Origin of the sequence: Bradyrhizobium sp., from assembly GCF_030654605.1 — a bacterium.
GTDB lineage: Bacteria > Pseudomonadota > Alphaproteobacteria > Rhizobiales > Xanthobacteraceae > Bradyrhizobium.
Genome location: NZ_JAURXB010000106.1, coordinates 1 through 3,084, shown reverse-complemented (window position 1 = coordinate 3,084; position 3,084 = coordinate 1). Strand labels below are relative to the sequence as shown.

Below are 3,084 nucleotides of genomic sequence, written 5' to 3'. Positions count from 1 at the left end.
ACGGACATTTCGACAGGCAGAACGGCCAGTGCACATAGACGCCGAACGCTTTTGCTCTGTCAGCGCTGGTCAAGGCAGATCTCCGCGAGTTTGACGAAGGCGCGGGCGCGGTGCGACAGGCCGAGCCCCAGCGGCGGCAGGCCGTGTTTTTCGAGGCTGGTCATTTCGCCGAAAGTGCGCGTGTGTCCGTCGGGCAGAAACGCCGGGTCGTAGCCGAACCCGGCGCTGCCGCGCGGCGGCCACACCAGCGTGCCGTCGGCGCGGGCCTCGACTTCTTCGAGGTGACCGTCGGGCCAGGCCACGCACAGCGCGGAAACGAAATGCGCTCTGCGCCGGTCCGGCGTGGTGGCGCCGCGCTCCTGCAGCAGGCGCTCGATCCGCGTCATCGCCGCGGTGAAATCCTTGTTCGGTCCGGCCCATCGCGCCGAGAGAATGCCGGGGGCGCCGTCGAGCGCGTCGACCACCAATCCTGAATCGTCGGCGAAAGCCGGCAGTTGCGCGGCCCGGGCCGCCGCCACCGCCTTGATCACCGCATTGGCGCGAAAGGTATCGCCGGTTTCGTCGGGCTCGCCGAGGCCGAGTTCACCGGCCGAGATCGCCTCGACGCCATGCGGCGCCAGCAGTTCGCGCATCTCGGCGAGCTTGCCGGGATTGTGGGTCGCGATCACGAGCTTGCCGGTGATTCGACGATGTTGAGTCATGGATATTTATATTCCGTCATGGCCGGGCTCGTTCCGGCCATCCACGTCTTGAAAGAAAGGAAGTCGTGGATGCCCGGCACAAGGCCGGGCATGACGAGCTTCTGTGAATCACGCTACGGCCATTTTCTGCAAATCGACCAACCGCCCCACGCCCTTGCGGGCCAGCGCCATCAAGGCCAAAAACTCGTCCTGCGAGAACGGCGTCTTCTCGGCGGTGCCCTGCACCTCGATGATGCGGCCATCGCCGGTCATGACGAAATTGGCGTCGGTGTCGGCCTCGGAATCCTCGGCGTAATCGAGATCGAGCACCGGGGTGCCGTTGTAGATACCGCAGGAGATCGCCGCCACATTGTCGCGCAGCGGGCTGGTCTTGATCATGTTGCGGGTCTTCATCCAGGCGATGCAGTCGGCCAATGCCACCCATGCGCCTGTGATCGAGGCGGTGCGGGTGCCGCCATCGGCCTGGATGACGTCGCAATCCACCGTGATCTGGCGCTCGCCGAGTGCTTCCAGGTCAACCGCCGCGCGCAAACTGCGGCCGATCAGGCGCTGGATTTCGACGGTGCGTCCGCCTTGCTTGCCGGCGGCGGCCTCGCGGCGGGTGCGTTCCAGCGTGGCGCGCGGCAGCATGCCGTATTCGGCGGTGACCCAGCCCCGGCCCTGGCCCTTCAGCCACGGCGGCAGCCGCTCTTCCAGGGTGGCCGTCACCAGCACATGGGTGTCGCCGAATTTGACCATGCAGGAACCCTCGGCGTATTTGACCACGCCCCGTTCCAGTGACACGGCGCGCAATTCGTCGGGCGCACGGCGGCTTGGCCGCATGAGAAATCCTCCAAAAAATACAGCAAAGACAGGCTCGCGGTGCTTGTAGGAGGGGGAAGCGGCAGCGGCAAGGCTTTTGGGCCTCTCCCGGCGGTCCGATAGGGAGTAATACCTGCTTGTCCCCGGCTGCTGTGATAGACAGATTAGGCTGAGTTAAGGGGAGTATTTTGTGGCCCACCACGATCCGATCGGCCTGATCGCTCCGCATGCCGGGCTAGCCCAGCTCAATGAGCGTTCGCGGGACATTTTCCGTCAAATCGTCGAGAGTTACCTCGCCACCGGCGAACCCGTCGGTTCCCGCAACATTTCGCGCCTGATCGCGATGCCGCTGTCGCCGGCCTCGGTGCGCAACGTGATGTCGGATCTCGAGCAGCTTGGCCTGATTTACGCGCCGCATACCTCGGCCGGCCGGCTGCCGACCGAACTCGGCCTGCGGTTTTTCGTCGACGCCCTGATGCAGGTCGGCGACCTCACCGAGCCGGAGCGGGAGTCGATCCAGAACCAGCTGGCTTCCGTCGGCAAGGCGCAATCGGTCGAGGCGGCGCTGGGCGAGGCCCTGACCCGGCTGTCCGGCCTGACCCGGGCCGCGGCCGTGGTGCTGACCGCCAAATCCAATTCGCGGCTGAAACACATCGAATTCGTGCGGCTGGAGCCGGAACGGGCGCTGGTGGTGCTGGTAGGTGAGGACGGCCAGGTCGAGAACCGGGTGCTGACGCTGCCGCCGGGCGTTCCCTCCTCGGCGCTGATCGAAGCCACCAATTTTCTCAATGCGCGGATCAGGGGGCGGACGCTGGCCGAGGCCCGGCTGGAGCTGGAAACCGCGCTGACGGAAAGCCGGACCGAACTCGATCAGCTGACGCAGAAGGTGATATCGGCGGGGATCGCGAGCTGGTCCGGCGGCACCAGCGACGACCGGCAATTGATCGTGCGCGGTCACGCCAATCTGCTGGAAGACCTCCACGCGCTGGAAGATCTCGAGCGGGTGAAATCGCTGTTCGACGATCTCGAGACCAAGCGCGGCGTGATCGACCTGTTGGGCCGCGCCGAGCGCGCCGAAGGCGTGCGGATCTTCATCGGTTCGGAGAACAAGCTGTTTTCGCTGTCCGGCTCGTCCACCATTATCGCGCCCTATAGCGATGCCGCGGGGCACATCGTCGGCGTTCTCGGCGTGATCGGGCCGACCCGCCTCAACTATGCCCGCGTGATCCCGACGGTGGACTATGCGGCGCGCATCGTCAGCCGGATGCTGGGCGGCTGATCCGGCCGAAATGGTCGAGAACGGGTAAGGCTCCCATTAGCCATAAGGTTCTCGCATTTTCAGCAGGGCTATCGTCAGTTCCGCTTTTTCGGAGATTTTGGCAACAGTGTATCTTGCGCCTTAAGCGCCGCAAAGGCTGCATCCGCCGCAGCGTGCCGAGCCGCTTTCCGCTTCTAGTTATAGGCTCGATTTTGCTCCAAGGCATGTTCCTTGGCTAGAGCCGTCTTTACTGAACCTCCTCCGCGCAGCACCTGGCGGCTGAGTGACCGAAGCTGATTGTCCATCAGCGTCGCTACCTCGGCC

Annotated in this window: 3 protein-coding genes; 1 reads left to right on the top strand and 2 read right to left on the bottom strand. The window is 64.8% G+C overall.

The genetic code is table 11. The features are described from left to right. Nucleotides 1-59: 59 nt before the first annotated feature. Both rdgB and rph read right to left on the bottom strand, forming a co-directional pair. The gene (gene rdgB, locus Q7U29_RS10645) at nucleotides 60-701 is read right to left on the bottom strand and encodes an RdgB/HAM1 family non-canonical purine NTP pyrophosphatase (RefSeq protein WP_304741148.1); all 642 of its coding nucleotides are present in this window, start codon (nucleotides 699-701) and stop codon (nucleotides 60-62) included. 108 nt (nucleotides 702-809) lie between these two features. Further along, nucleotides 810-1,523 (bottom strand): ribonuclease PH, encoded by a 714-nt coding sequence (gene rph, locus Q7U29_RS10640; RefSeq protein ID WP_304741146.1) that lies wholly within the window; start codon nucleotides 1,521-1,523, stop codon nucleotides 810-812. 169 nt (nucleotides 1,524-1,692) lie between these two features. Between rph and hrcA the strand changes: the two genes are divergently transcribed. Further along, nucleotides 1,693-2,781 (top strand): heat-inducible transcriptional repressor HrcA, encoded by a 1,089-nt coding sequence (hrcA, locus tag Q7U29_RS10635; protein WP_304741144.1) that lies wholly within the window; start codon nucleotides 1,693-1,695, stop codon nucleotides 2,779-2,781. Nucleotides 2,782-3,084 lie beyond the last annotated feature (303 nt).

Coding starts and splice junctions, on each gene's coding strand:
- rdgB (WP_304741148.1), bottom strand. CDS start 701: ATGACTCAACATCGTCGAATCACCGGCAAGCTCGTGATCGCGACCCAC.
- rph (WP_304741146.1), bottom strand. CDS start 1,523: ATGCGGCCAAGCCGCCGTGCGCCCGACGAATTGCGCGCCGTGTCACTG.